At 69.2% G+C, this 12,951-nt stretch carries 11 protein-coding genes; 9 read left to right on the plus strand and 2 right to left on the minus strand.

Translation table 11 applies throughout. The features are described 5' to 3' along the window. The first annotated feature begins 41 nt into the window (after positions 1–41). Both B0B15_RS01240 and B0B15_RS01245 read left to right on the plus strand, forming a co-directional pair. Positions 42–323, plus strand: coding sequence for a hypothetical protein (locus B0B15_RS01240; RefSeq protein ID WP_143016308.1), 282 nt, complete (start codon positions 42–44; stop codon positions 321–323). Positions 324–446: 123 nt separating this feature from the next. Then, entirely contained in the window at positions 447–1,022 is a 576-nt protein-coding gene (locus B0B15_RS01245; RefSeq protein ID WP_076672924.1) for an HhH-GPD-type base excision DNA repair protein, read from the plus strand. An 81-nt stretch (positions 1,023–1,103) separates the two neighbouring features. Here B0B15_RS01245 and B0B15_RS01250 read toward each other — a convergent pair whose 3' ends face one another. Further along, positions 1,104–5,837 carry an SCO7613 C-terminal domain-containing membrane protein gene (locus B0B15_RS01250; protein ID WP_176776535.1) on the minus strand — a complete coding sequence of 1,578 codons (4,734 nt, stop codon included), beginning with the start codon at positions 5,835–5,837 and terminating at the stop codon, positions 1,104–1,106. Between the two features lie 851 nt (positions 5,838–6,688). Here B0B15_RS01250 and B0B15_RS01260 point away from each other — a divergent pair. Further along, positions 6,689–7,039, plus strand: coding sequence for a hypothetical protein (locus tag B0B15_RS01260; RefSeq protein ID WP_076672926.1), 351 nt, complete (start codon positions 6,689–6,691; stop codon positions 7,037–7,039). 385 nt (positions 7,040–7,424) lie between these two features. Beyond that, complete coding sequence (locus tag B0B15_RS16375) at positions 7,425–7,571, plus strand: hypothetical protein (RefSeq protein WP_176776536.1); 147 nt, start codon at positions 7,425–7,427, stop codon at positions 7,569–7,571. Between the two features lie 151 nt (positions 7,572–7,722). On the opposite strand, the gene B0B15_RS01270 is transcribed toward B0B15_RS16375, so the two are convergent. Further along, positions 7,723–8,805: an NAD(P)-binding domain-containing protein gene (locus B0B15_RS01270; RefSeq protein WP_076672928.1), complete on the minus strand. Its 1,083-nt coding sequence runs from the start codon at positions 8,803–8,805 to the stop codon at positions 7,723–7,725. 281 nt (positions 8,806–9,086) lie between these two features. Between B0B15_RS01270 and B0B15_RS01275 the strand changes: the two genes are divergently transcribed. From B0B15_RS01275 to B0B15_RS01300, 5 genes are all read left to right on the plus strand, one after another. Continuing rightward, positions 9,087–9,584 carry a MarR family winged helix-turn-helix transcriptional regulator gene (locus tag B0B15_RS01275; RefSeq protein ID WP_076672929.1) on the plus strand — a complete coding sequence of 166 codons (498 nt, stop codon included), beginning with the start codon at positions 9,087–9,089 and terminating at the stop codon, positions 9,582–9,584. A 51-nt stretch (positions 9,585–9,635) separates the two neighbouring features. Next, positions 9,636–10,001, plus strand: a complete 366-nt coding sequence (locus B0B15_RS01280; RefSeq protein ID WP_076672930.1) for a DoxX family protein — start codon at positions 9,636–9,638, stop codon at positions 9,999–10,001. 76 nt (positions 10,002–10,077) lie between these two features. After that, positions 10,078–10,728: an NAD(P)-dependent oxidoreductase gene (locus B0B15_RS01285; RefSeq protein WP_076672931.1), complete on the plus strand. Its 651-nt coding sequence runs from the start codon at positions 10,078–10,080 to the stop codon at positions 10,726–10,728. Between the two features lie 22 nt (positions 10,729–10,750). Further along, positions 10,751–11,800, plus strand: a complete 1,050-nt coding sequence (locus tag B0B15_RS01290) for an LLM class flavin-dependent oxidoreductase (RefSeq protein ID WP_076672932.1) — start codon at positions 10,751–10,753, stop codon at positions 11,798–11,800. A 441-nt stretch (positions 11,801–12,241) separates the two neighbouring features. Next, a complete protein-coding gene (locus tag B0B15_RS01300) occupies positions 12,242–12,727 on the plus strand; it encodes a GNAT family N-acetyltransferase (RefSeq protein WP_076672933.1) in 486 nt (161 codons plus the stop codon). Positions 12,728–12,951: the final 224 nt, after the last annotated feature.

Genomic DNA, 12,951 nt, shown 5'->3' on the forward strand with positions numbered 1-12,951 from the left:
CGGTGATCGCCGACGCCACGAGCTCGGGCAGGATGGATGCCGTGAGCACACCGGCATCCGAGGTCTACGTCGTCGCGGGCGAAGACCGCGCCCGCAACGGACTGCGGTGGGCTGCGACCGTGGTGCTCGGGTTGCTCGACGCGGGCGGTGGCGCCCCGGCGGTGAGCGAGGTCGTCATCCGGCGCGTGGACGGGTCGCTGGTGAAGCGCCTTCCTCCTGGCGACGTCGATGACTTCCGGTCACAGCTGAACGAGATCACGCTCGACCTCGTGGCGATGGATGCCGTGCCCTTCGCGCGGAAGTGGATCGCCGCGCCGGAGTGACCGCGTTGGAGCGGCGCCTGCCGAGGGCCGGACGGTGAGGCGGCATCCGACTCATCGCGATCCAAGACGCGGTATCGAGCCGGACAGCAACCCCTCCCCGAGAGGGCGCGCGAGAATGAACGCATGAGCCTGCGCATCACCGACGACCCCGCCGCCGACGAACTGCTGTCGACGAACCCCCTCGCGTTGCTGGTCGGGATGCTGCTCGACCAGCAGGTCGCCATGGAGACCGCCTTCGCCGGCCCGCTGAAGATCCAGGAGCGGACCGGGTCGATGGATGCCGCGACCATCGCGCACGACGACCCCGAGGCCTTCGCGGCGGCGTTCTCGCAGTCGCCGGCGGTGCACCGCTTCCCCGGGTCGATGGCCAAGCGCGTGCAGTCGCTGTGCGCCGCTGTCGAAGAGGATTGGGACGGCGACGCCGCGAACATCTGGACTCGCGACACCCCCGACGGCGCGACGGTGCTGAAGCGGCTCAAGGCCCTGCCGGGGTTCGGCGAGCAGAAGGCGAAGATCTTCCTCGCCCTCTTGGGCAAGCAGCGCGGCTTCGACGGCGCCGGATGGCGCGAGGCCTCGGCACCGTACGGCGAGGACGGGTCGTTCCGCTCGGTCGCCGACATCGTCAGCCCCGAGTCGCTGACGAAGGTGCGGGAGCACAAGCGCGCGGCGAAGGCGGCGGCGAAGGAGTCGAAGGGCTGAAGCGCCGCCGCGCGGGCTGCTCCCGCCCAGGGCTGAAACGCCGCCTCCCCGGCTGACTCAGCCAGCGCGACGGATCGCACATCACCGGAGGGCGCGGATCGCCAGCCCCACTGCCTTCACTTCCCGCAGCCGACGCTCGTAGGTCGCCGCGACCGTGACGAGAAGAGCGCCGGCGACACCGATCCACAGCCACCACAGGCCCGAGACGCTCTCGTAGATCGACGCGATCCACGGCCACAGCTGCGCCACGGCGTGCACGATCAGCACGACTCCACCGAGCAGCACCGGCGCCTGCAGGCGGAAGCGGACGCCGAGCAGCAGGGCGGCCAGCGCGACGACGCCGAGGGCGACGATCCGCCACAGGGCGTTGCCGCCGCCGAAGTCGAAGAGCAGCGAAGGCACCAGCAGCAGGGCGAGCGGCGCGCCCAGTGCAGGCCAGCTGCGGAGCGTCTCGCGCCGGCGCAGCGCTCGCCCGCCGACGACCAGCGCGCCGACCGCCAGGGGCACGGTGACCGATTCGATCGGGTCGACGACGCCGAAGGCCGCGCCGCTCACGGCGACGACGAACCCGAGGCCGAGGCCGACCGCCGCCAGCGTCCGTTCCCCGACCCCGCGCCACGCGGCACCGACGCCCGCCACCACCGCGACCGTGATCGCCGCGCGGATCGTGCCCTCATCTGGTGTCACGACGATGCGCGCGATCGTGGTGAGCGCGAACACGGCAAGAGCGACGGATGCCGAGACGGCGGCGAGCCACACCGGTGGCGTCTTCGCGTGACGGCGCAGCACCGCGGCGACCGACAGCGGCAGCATGACGAGCGGCACCCACAGGTCGAAGATCGGGCGGTCGAGATCGGCGAAGGAACGGATGACACCCGCGAGCACGAGCGCAGCGGCGGAGACGCCGAAGACCGTGGGGACGAGCGGCGCGAGGCGCGACGGCGAACGCAGCGCCGACACGGCCGTGAGCACGCCCGAGATGATGAGCACGACGATCGTGCGCCCCAGATCGTCGGACACCAGTACGGCGGAGGGAAGCAGCCCGACGGCCAATCCCGCCGCCACGAGGACTCCGCCCTGAGCGGTCACGGGCCGGGCGCGGCCGGGAACGGCGGCCGCTAGGAGGGCGAGCGCCAGCGGCACCGTCAGGGCCTCGAGGGGACGCACGCCCGCTCCGATGCCGACCACGGCGAGCAGAGCCGTGCCCCCCAGCGCCGCGAACCCGGTCACGGCGGGGTCGGCGCCCGGCACGACGCGCGTCAGAGCACCACTGCGAAGGACCGCCGCTCCCGCCGCGCCGAGCAGCAGCGTCGCCATCGTCGCGCGTGCGACGGGGCCTTCGGCGATGCCGATCAGTACCGCCTCGCCGAGGGTGAACACCACGACGCCCGCGGCCACGACACCACCGGCGACCGTTCGCGACCACGCGGGCTCGCGTCGGGCGATCCCGGCAGCCGTCGCGAGGAGGGCCGCGGTCACGACGACCACCGTCGCGTCGAGCACGCCCCCGGTGGCGACGCCGCGCGCGGACGCCTCGATCAGGCAGGCGCCGAGCGCGACGACGAGCCCCAGCGCCCCGGCCGTCGCGACGGCGAGCGGCAGCGGCTCGGGCGTGCGAGGCGGTCTGACCCAGGCGCCGGCGACCGCCAGCGCCGCGCCGACGGCGATCGACACGACCGCCCGCACCGGTTCGTCGCCGGCAGATGCCGCTGTCGGCAGCACCGCCAGTGCGACTCCCGCGAATGCGATGACGGCGGGCGCCGATGCCGGACGCGTCGCGACCCGACGGCGCGCCCGCTCCTCGGCGGTGGCGATCGCGAGCAGCGCCGCCGCGACGGGGAGGGTGAAGGCCTCCACCGCCTCGACCCGCCCTGCGGTCAGCTGCGTCCACAGCGCGACGGCCGCGAGCGCGAGCGCGAGCCAGACGAGGTGGCGCCGTGAACCCCGCGACGCGAAGAGCCCGTCCGCATCGACCGCCTGGATGAGCACGACGACGGCCAGCAGGAGCAACGGCATCGCGACGCCCGCGGTGAAGATCGCGGAGACGACGGCCGCCAGGCCCACGACGACGGCTCCCGCGTCGAAGAGGCCGCGTGTGAGGCGATCGGCACGCAGCCGCCAGAGAGCAACGGCCGCGCACACCACCCCGACGGATGCCAGGAGCACGCTCCGCGCGAACGGGGTCGGCTCGGCCTCGCGCACCCCGGTCAGCACGGTCGCGGCGGCGATGATCGGCACGAGGAGCGCGGCGACCGGACGGACGACGGTCGCGTCGACCAAGGCCCGTCGCATCACGATCGCGGCCGCCGAGACGACGGTCATGATACCGACGGCCACGAGCCACACCGTCGCGGCGAGACCGCCGCGCGCCCAGACGAGAGCAGGGAGGCCCAGGGCGACGACGAGGAGGAGACCCGTCAGCACCATGGCCTCGCGTTGCGCGACGGTGAGCCGGGTCGCGGAGCGCGAGGGCAGCACCGCGAGGGCGAGCAGCACCGCCGCCACCGCCGCCCCCGCCGTGAGGGGGTGCGGTTCGTCGAGCCGCACGTTGAGACCGCTCTGCACCACAGAGGGGACGAGCACCGCACTGAGCGGGACGAAGAGCGTGAACGCCACGACCGCGGGGACGCGGGTCGCACGCGCCGCGGGGGCCACCGTCCACAGCAGCGCCGCGACGACCACCGTCGCCACCGCCCAGGTCAGGGGCGAACTGAACGACAGCACCCACCCGGCTACCGCGGCAACGAGACCACCAGTCGCTGCGACGGCAACGGGTCCGCGGCGGCGGAGAAGCAGCCAAGTGGCGACGACCGCGAGCGCCAGATTCCACAGCACGACCGCGCCGATCATGCGCAGCTGCGGTCCCGCCAGCAGAGCCACGACGGCACCAGCCCAGAGCAGAGCGGGCCGCCGCGCCGCGCCAGGACTACCCCATCGCCACGCGATCGCCGCGAGAACGACCACGGCCGCGAGCGAGAGGACGGAGGCGGAGCTGGTGGCATCCGGGACGTCGACCTCGGACGCCGACCTCGCGAACACGCGCCCGATACCGACGATCGGCGCGACCCAGGCGAACAACGCCCATCCGAGCGGGGGAAGAGCCGCGAGCCCGGCCGCGACGCCCGCCGCGAGGGCGGCAGCCGAGAGCGCGGTGCGCCCGGACCCCGCTCGTGCCCGGGAACGCGAGAGATCGAGGCCCAGCGCGACCACCGTCGCCACGAGCAGCGGAACGGTGACAGCGGCGGCGGGATCGGTCGATCGGATCGCGGTCGCGGCGACCCCCGCACCCAGCAGGACCACCGCGAGGGGAGCGGCCACGCGCGCCGTCGCGCTCTCGTCCCGGCGTGCGGCGATCGCGGCATGGGCGGCGACGAGCAGCGCGAGGGGAAGCGTCGCCGCGACGGGCGCCCACGTCGCGCCCGGGTCGCGGACGAGGGCGGCCGCGAGCCCGACGACGGCGCCGATCGCGGCGAGTCCGCGGATGACCGCCGTCTCGACGCGCAGGGAGCCTGCATCGGGACGGGCGAGCCGCGGCAGGAGCGGGGCGGCGAGGGCCACGGCGAGAGTCGTCACCGCCGCGGCGTACCAGGCGACCGCCGCGTCGTCGCCGGCGATCCCGGCAGCCACCGACGCCGGACCGAGCACGAGCGCGATCGCCCCGACCGACAGCGGTGAGCGCAGCCGCGACTGACGGGCCCACCCCACGAAGGCGACCCCGGCGATCAGCGCCGCCACGCCCCAGTACACGCGCGCGCCCACCGCAGCGGCTCCCGCGAGGTCGTTGGCGCGGACGGCCCAGACGTCGAGCGCGATCAGGGCGATGCCTAGGAGGGCGATGCCCTCGGCCGTGGCGGTGAGTCCGCGACGACGCAGGAGGGATGCCGTGACGACGACCCCCGCCGTGGCCACGGCGACGACGACCGAGCGGAGCACGAGCCCGCCGGCCACCCACGCCACGGTCAGGAAGAAGGCCGCGGCGACGGCGAGCAGCACAACGCCCGCCGACAGCAGGAACACCTGCACGCCCGACCGTCGCGGCTTCGCCGGATCCGTCGCGACGCCCTCGGGCGCTGCCGTGCCGCTCGGGGGCACGGACCCGCCCGACGGAACCGGGCCGGCCGAGGAGATGGGAACGACCGGAGCGGGCGGATCGACCGACGGGGAAGGATCGGCCGGCGGCGCGGCGGGATTCAGCGTCCCGGGTCCCACCGGCGCGGTCGCCTTCGTCGGCGGAGCGGCGGCGCCCGGAGGGACAGCGTCCTGAACAACCGCGGCCGGAGCGACAGCGTCCTGAACAACCGCGCCTGGAGCGAGAGCGTCCTGAGCGGCGGGGCCCGGAGCGCCAGCGCCCGGCTCGACGGCATCCTTCGACGAGGACGCACCGGTCGAGGCCGGCGTCGCAGCGCCTGACGCAGGAGGAGCAAGTACACCCGGGCCCTCCGCGACCGCGAGCGGAGCCCCGTCCGTGACCCGCGCCGGACTCGGCGCCGCCCACGCGGGTGTCGCGGCCGGAACGGTCGCGGGGGAAGACGCGGGGGCCACCACGTCACCGTGCGACCCGGCGGCCGCCGCCGCGGCATCCTGACGTATCCGCAACAGCACGTCGGCGCGCTGGTCGCTCAGCTCGACGATGCGCCTCGACAGCTCGAGCACGCGCGCGGTGCGCACGTCGGTGAGGTCGAGCCCGCATGCCGTGCACGGCGTCGTGGAGATCGTCGTGAAGCACGACGGACACCGGGTGGTGTCGGTCAGCACGCCCGGCTGCGCCGGCCACGCCATGCCCGCGCGGGGTGTCCCGCTCGTCACGTCCGTCATCGTGCCCCCTCGGCGTCGGTCGTCGCCCCAGGCTAGCGAACCCGCCGACAGCCCCCGGGTTGTGCCCACAGACCCGCACCGACGCCTCCTCCCCACCCCGGGCGCCGTGCGCTTGCGGCGCGGCCATGAGCAGTCCGCGGCGTGAGAGGGCGCTGCGCCGCGGACGAGCGCCGGACCACGAATCGTCAGCCGGGCGCCGTCTCGAGACGAGACGGGCGACGCCCCGAAAACGACGGAGACCGGATGCCATGACCCCGCGGGATCGTGGCATCCGCTAGTGGCATATGCGGGCCAAAATGTGGGCCGAGAGTATCTCGACCTCTATCCCATAATTGAGCGCTCCGCCATTTACTCCACGCCGATGGTCACCCGCCGCGGCCCAACACGCACGTCCCAAAAATCTTTGGACGATCTGATTCACGGGCGCGGGGGGCTCGCCTGGAAGACGATCTGAACTAGCACCGTCTACGGACCGAACGTCTACATCGCCTTCCAGGCCCAACATGACTCGGCCAGCGCCGACGCCTCCGACGCGCATCGTTCTAGAGATGCAGCACCGCTCTACATGTCCAACGGCGCATTGGACGTTTCCTCTCAAGTGAGGCCGGAAGGTTCGCCGGAGAAGTAGAACGGTTCCCCTCGGCGTAGCTTGTTGCCGATCACGATTTAAAGGTGCGCGAGGAGGCGGTCTTCGAAGTCTGCGCGCACCTGCTCGCGATAGATAAATTTGCCCATGTAGTCAGTTTCTCCATGACGCCGCCCGCGACAAGACCGGCTTTGCGCTTGATGGTGCGGCCCATGCGGTGGACGAAGTAGCTCAGCTGGTAGCGCACGTCCAAGGGTGGTAGGTGGTGCCGTTTAGCAGCAAGGAAGCGTTGCAGGATTGGTTGCGTGAGTTCGCCGCGGTGCGTGACAATGCTGTCGCCGCACCCTATGTCGCGGATCAGGAACCTACCGATGGGCGCGACAGCGGCCTCGTAATTTTCCCGCTGCGCAACGCGACGACCTCCGTTTTCATTCGACCTGTCACGACCGGCGCACCAGAGTGGCGCGTCACCATCGAGGCGCAGCCTGAGATCACTGAGCTCACTCCTCAAGAGCTTCATGACTTGTGTCGCGAGCTGGACGGCGTGGCCGACCTGTGCACGTTCCTCCAGCAGAAGACGAACGAATGCGCTGGTCAGCACTCCGCCGCGCGGTGACCAATCCGTCTCGGAGTTGACGCAGCTTGTCCACGCGGCTTGTGAGTGACGTTGAAGCTGCGCTCTACTGGGCAAGCCGATCTGCTTCGCACCACCGTTAGACGGCCACCCGAATCTTGCTCACACTGGGGAAGCCAAGCACGGCTACACCGTCGCCCAAGGATGAAAGCTCGGCCGCGCTGGACACATCACCATCACCGCTGACTGGACGGCACCGTATGGGTCGGCGGCGCCACCACCACTCTCTTCCGGCACCGCAACCGCCGAACAACCCTCGCCTTCCGAGGCCCTCAGCGACTGATAGGTGGGTGTCCGCCCCGCGGCGGGGACTCACCTCCACCTGTTGGGGGAGGTGCACACGAGCCCGCTCTCGTACCGTCAAGGGATGGAGAACTTGCCGCTGTTCCTGTTGCTGCTCGCACCCGGCCTCATCGGCGCTATTACCGTCGCGCTCCTTGCTCCCAAGCTGAACCGACAGCGGCGCGAACGCCTCGCGGAGGATGCAAAAGCCGCCGCGGGTTCAACCCCCTGACATTGCACCGCGGCGGTCGGCGGATTTCCGGCATCTCGTGGACGGGCTCGAGCGTGGTGCGAAACAGATCGGCTTTGCCTCACCCGGAGCCCCGTACCGAGTTGACTGGTGGGATCGTCGTGGCAAGTTGTTCGGTGGACGCTGAACCCCGTTATGTCGGGGTGGTGAGGGCTACTGCCGCAGCGCGGCCTGCCCGATTCGCACCGATGGTCGACTGTGAGGGTCCGTAGCCGATGAGGTGAATGCGAGGGTCGCGGGCTGCTTGTGTGCCCACGACGGGGATCCCCCCGAGTGGGCCGTACAGGTCGAGGTGGGCGAGATGAGCCAACGATGGCCGAAACCCCGTCGCCCAAACGATGGCGTCGACAGCGGTGGAGGTCCCGTCTGCTTCGCTTAGGTGGTGTGCACTGACGGCCGTGAACATGGGGCGGGGGTCGAGTACACCGCGCTCACGGGCCGCTACCGCGTAGCTCGTCCAACCGAGCCCCGTGTAGGAGACCACGCTTCGCGGAGGTATCCCCTTCGCGGCGTCGCTACCGACTCGCCGTTCGACATCGACGCCTTCTCTCTCATGAGCAAATTCGTGTTCGAGGAACACAGGCCGACGTCGGGTGTACCAAAAGGTCTCGGCGGTGCGGCTTATCTCTTCGAGGATCTGGACCGCCGAGATACCGCCGCCCACCACCGCCACCCGTTGACCGGCGAACTCCGAAGCTTGCGCATAGTCCCGGGTGTGCAGCTGACGGCCCAGGAACGAGGCGCGGCCGGGAAAATCGGGGGTGACGGGGTTGTCCCAGGTGCCAGTGGCGTTGATGATCGCCTCGACCTGCCAGGTCTCCTTATCTGTCGTCACGCGCAACGGGGCCCCCGGGCTATCGCTTAGCGAAACAACGTCTTGAACGGTGCGTGGCCGGAGGATGGGGAGTCGTTGCTCTGCTTCGTACGAGCCGAAGTAGCGAGGCACGGCCGTGTTGCTGGACTCGTCGGGATCGATCGTCGGTACCGGCATGCCGGGGAGGGCAAAGATTCCGTTCACGGTCGACATTCGGAGTGTGTCCCACCGATGCACCCACGCACCTCCTGGGCGATCGCCCGCGTCGAGGACAGCGAACGTCCGCCCTCGCGCCGAGTCGTCCAGAGCAGATGACATACCGCGCCGTTGCAGGTGGTAAGCGGCCGAGAGCCCGGCTTGCCCCCCACCGATGACGAGAACAGATGCCGGGCGCACGTCCATCGTTACGCCGGAGACTGACGAAGAACCCCGTAAGTAGTTGATACATCAATTATCGCGAGGTCAGATGCACGTGTCAACGTCGCGCCCTGCGACTGAAGGTGAAGCCTTGGCGCAGATCACGCGTCTCAGCGCGCATCAGTGGACGTGGCCCTGACGCCCCGCTCTCGACTAGACGGGGAGCCAGGAGAGGTCTCCATAGCCTTTACAAGACCGACAAATAGCATGTGGTTGACACATCAACAGTTGACGCGTACATTACTAACCGACAGGAAGAGGAAACCGTGACAGACCGCGCCGGGGCTGCCCGCAAACGCCGTTCGCCCAACCAGGACGAGCTCACCGTGTGGCGCGATTACGTCGAGACGTCAGAGGCCGTGAAGCGTTCTTTGGCGGCGGATTTCCAGGCCACGTCGGGCATCACGCCCGGCGACTATGGGGTCCTCCTCGCGCTCAGCGAAGCACCCGATCGACGACTGCGGTCATCCGAACTGGCTGACGTCGTCGGTTGGGAACGCAGCCGGCTCTCGCACCATCTTCGGCGCATGGAAGAGCGCGGGCTCCTTGCCCGTCAGCGCGTTGACGGCGACGCTCGGGGCGCCGCCGTCGAGTTGACCGCGGACGGCGCGGCACTGTTCCGCAAGAGTTCCGCCTCGCACCTTCGCGTTGTGCGTGAGGTGTTCATCGACGCCTTCACGCCGGAACAACTCGAGGCAATGCACACAGCGACCACAGCCCTGCGTCAGCACCTGCAGGGCCGGTCTGGCTCCGGTTGCCCCTGAACGCCCGCCCTCTCTCGCAACTACTCGTCATCTCGGAACAGGAACACGCCCGTGCTCATCGCACTCTGGATCATTACCATCCTCCTCACCGTCGCCTACCTCGGCGCCGGGGTCATGAAGCTCACCAAGCCCCGTAGTGCCCTCATCGACAGTGGGATGCCGTGGGCGGCGGACTTCACCTCCCCTTCGATCAAGACCATCGCCCTCCTCGAGGTCATCGGCGCGCTGGGCCTAATCCTTCCGCTGACGACGGGAATCGCTCCGATCCTGACCCCCATCGCCGCGGTCGCTCTCGCTGCCCTCATGCTCGGTGCCGTCGTCGTGCACGCCCGCCGCAAGGAATCCGTCGTGGCCCCAGCGATCCTCACCCTCCTGTCGATCGTCGTCGCCGTCCTCGGCTTCGTGGCCTTCGTGTGACGCCCCGAACCTCGTCGGTCCCGTAACAGACGCAACCCATCAGACCCCACCTCACTCCCACAGAAAGAAGCACTTCATGTCCCGTATCGTCATCTTCGGCGCCACCGGTTACGCCGGCGGTCATATCGCCACCGAGCTCACCTCCCGCGGTCACTCCGTCGCTGGCATTGCCCGCCACCAGCCCGCGCACGCACCGGCAGACATCTCGTTCGCTACCGGTTCGCTTCACGATGCCGACTTCGTCCGTGAAGCGGTGACCGGTGCCGACGTCGTCGTCGTGGCCCTGCCCGCGCAGACTGCCGAGCAGGGTGGCCCGGCCCTGATCGACTCGATCCCCGCAGTTGTTGACGCGGTCGTGTCGGCCGGCGCCCGACTCGCCGTCGTGGGCGGAGCAGGATCTCTGTTTGCTTACGAGGGCGGCCCGCAGGTCATGGACCTCGACCAGTTCCCCGAGGCATACCGCCCCGAGGCGCGCCAGCACGCAGCCGTTCTCGACGCGCTGCGCTCCTCGACGGGAGACCTCGACTGGTTTTACCTCAGCCCCGCGGGTGGATTCGGCGCGTGGGCACCGGGTGAGCGGACCGGGCATTTCCGCCTTGGCGGCGACGTTCTCCTCGCCGACGACGAGGGCCAGTCGGACATCTCCGGAGCCGACTACGCCATCGCGTTCGTCGATGAAATCGAGCAGCCCCAGCACTCCCGCCAGCGGTTCTCCGTCGCCTACTAACTCGCCACCAAGAGGAAGCATCATGGACCACCCGCTCGAGCTCGGTCTCGACACGTTCGGCGACGTGACGGCCACGGCTGACGGCACCCTCGTCTCCCACGCCCAGTCCATCCGCGACGTCGTCGAAGAGGCGGTCCTCGCCGACCAGCTCGGCCTCGACTTCTTCGGCATCGGCGAGCACCACCGCGTCGAATTCGGCGTCAGCGCCCCGGAAGTCGTCATCGCGGCCATTGCGGCCCGGACCCAGCACATCAAGCTGGGTTCGGCCGTGACCGTCCTCAGCAGCGACGACCCCGTCCGCGTCTACGAGCGCTTCGCCACCCTCGACGCCCTCAGCAATGGCCGGGCTGAAGTCGTCCTCGGGCGAGGATCATTCACCGAGTCCTTCCCCCTCTTCGGCTACAGCCTCTCCGACTACGAAATCCTCTTCGAGGAAAAAATCCAGCTCTTCGCAGAACTGCTCAAAGACGCCCCCGTCACGTGGAGCGGCACAAAGCGCAGTCCCCTGGAGAACCAGTGGGTGTACCCGCGCCCCGAAAGTGGCACCCTGAAAACCTGGGTCGGCGTCGGCGGCTCACCCGAATCGGTCGTCCGCGCCGCCCACTACGGGCTGCCCCTCATGATCGCCATCATCGGCGGCAAGCCGGCGAACTTCGCCGGCCACGCCGATCTCTACCGGCGAGCACTCGACCAGTTCGGCAAGGCGCCGCAGCCGATCGCCATCCACTCCTCGGGGTACATCGCCGAAACGGACGAGGAGGCGATCGAGACCATCTACCCGCATCACATGGCCTTCATGGAGAAAGCCGGGAAGGAACGAGGCTGGCCGCCCGCCACCCGCGCGCAATACTTGCACGGCGTCGGCCCCGAAGGCGCGCTCTACATCGGCTCACCCGAGACGGTCGCCCGCAAGATCGTCCACAACCTGCGCGCGCTCGGCGCGACCCGTTTCGACCTGCGCTACAGCAACGGACCGGTACGCCACGACCAACTCATGAGCAGCATTGAGCTCTACGGCACCAAGGTCGCACCACTCGTACGCGAACTAATGGCCGAAGCCGACGCCGCCTAGACGGAGGCCACCGAGACTGCGCGGGGGACGGGAAACGAACAAGTGCGAGTCGACTTCGAGGACCGACTCCTGGCACATCTCCAGATCGTCATCGGCAACAAGCTCCGCCGCGGTGAGCCCTTCTACCTGACGTGGAAGGAGGACCAGTCCGTCGGCGGTGGCCGCACCGCGGTATGGGTACACCGCGGGGCATCGTGCAGGTTCAAGTTCAGTGGCGGCCGGGCGCCCGCCGTCAATCGCGCGTGGCTCGAATCCCTCATGCACACCGCAAACAGCCCACAGGCCTGCACGTCGTCCCCGAACCTTCGGAGTCCAGCACCGAGCAGAGCTCACTCCTGGGCTGAGCGCGTCATCTCGCGCTCAGATGGTGCGAAACCCATCGGTTTTGCATCACGTATCGCGTGACAGAGAGCCAAGTTCGGGTGATGGTTGAATTTCTGGATGACGCCTTCTGTCCGGCCCTCAAGACGGGAGGACGCTGAGACCATCACGGCTCTCCATGCGGCCTCACGAGCCTTCTACTACGGTGAGTCGCTTCGGAATAGCGACGCCGAGCGGAGTCGCTTGAATATGTGGACACGGTTCCTAGCGGAACCGTACCGACAGACTTTCGTGGTCGACACGCCTACAGGTATGGCCGGCTTCATCCATTTCCGCGTCCCGCCGGAAGAAACGGAACCCGTCGAGCTCGTCGGGCTATATGTGGACCCCGAGCGGATCGGACAGGGAATAGGCTCCACGCTCTACATCCAGTTCGGTCGATCGCTGGGTGGGCGAGAAGCCGAACTCGAGGTATGGCAAGGCAACGAACGTGCACAGCGCTTCTACCAGGCACGCGGTTGGGTCCCCACGGGCCGGTTGCGCGTCGGACCGGACGAACAGCCGTTCGTGACGTGGAGACTGTCGCCCGACCCCGTCGGGCTCTAGGCCCAGGCACGAAGTCAATCGCCCGAAGGTACTCGGTGCGAGATTGACTGCAGAATGTAGCGTCGCTGCTGCTGGGCCCCCGGTTGGTGCGAAACCGATGGGTTTCGCACCAACCGTGAGGTCTCAGATGAGGTGCCGGAGTTCGGGCGGTTGATGTGATGCAAAAGTCCAATGCGATAGGTGTCCGAATGGGGATCGCTATCCGGTACGACAGGGGCCGGCGG

The organism is Microbacterium sp. RU1D (assembly GCF_900156435.1).
Lineage (GTDB): Bacteria > Actinomycetota > Actinomycetes > Actinomycetales > Microbacteriaceae > Microbacterium.